Annotated in this window: 1 protein-coding gene; it reads left to right on the forward strand. The window is 62.6% G+C overall.

The window, feature by feature from the left end; translation table 11 throughout:
- On the forward strand, positions 1-211 hold a 211-nt coding region (locus B7P34_RS36200), incomplete at its 5' end, for a hypothetical protein (protein WP_223268631.1).
- Positions 212-473: the final 262 nt, after the last annotated feature.

The raw sequence follows: 473 nt of genomic DNA on the forward strand, positions 1-473 counted from the left end.
GGCGCACCCGCACGCTGGGGACATCCAGAAATTCCTGCTGGAGGAGGCCAGGATCGCCGTCCACGACGGCCCCGTCTTCGCCCCGGAAGAACTCAAGCCGCAGTACCAGGGCTTCATCCGCGTCAACTTTGCCACCAGCCGAGCCCTGCTGATCGAGGCGCTGGAGCGGATGGCGGAGGGGCTGGGTAGGGAGGCGGTGGCGTCTGCCTGACTCGCGGACAGGAATGGAGCAGCCGGAGGGCTTGCCGAACTCAGACGTTCTTTTTTACCGCTACGTAGACAGGCGGCGGCAGGAGTTCGGGAATAGGCAGGTTGGAAACGAGGAGTTGGACGATCTGCTGCTCGAAGTCCTCGACTTCATCTGGTCCCACTTGACTGAAGAGGAACGCGCTTACGCCAAAGAGGCGGGCTAGGCGAGACCTCCGTCATAACCTTTGTGCAACCTGCTCTGCTCAGCCCACGTGCTCGGGTTG

Source organism: Streptosporangium nondiastaticum, from assembly GCF_003011965.1.
Classification (GTDB): domain Bacteria; phylum Actinomycetota; class Actinomycetes; order Streptomycetales; family Streptomycetaceae; genus Streptomyces; species Streptomyces nondiastaticus.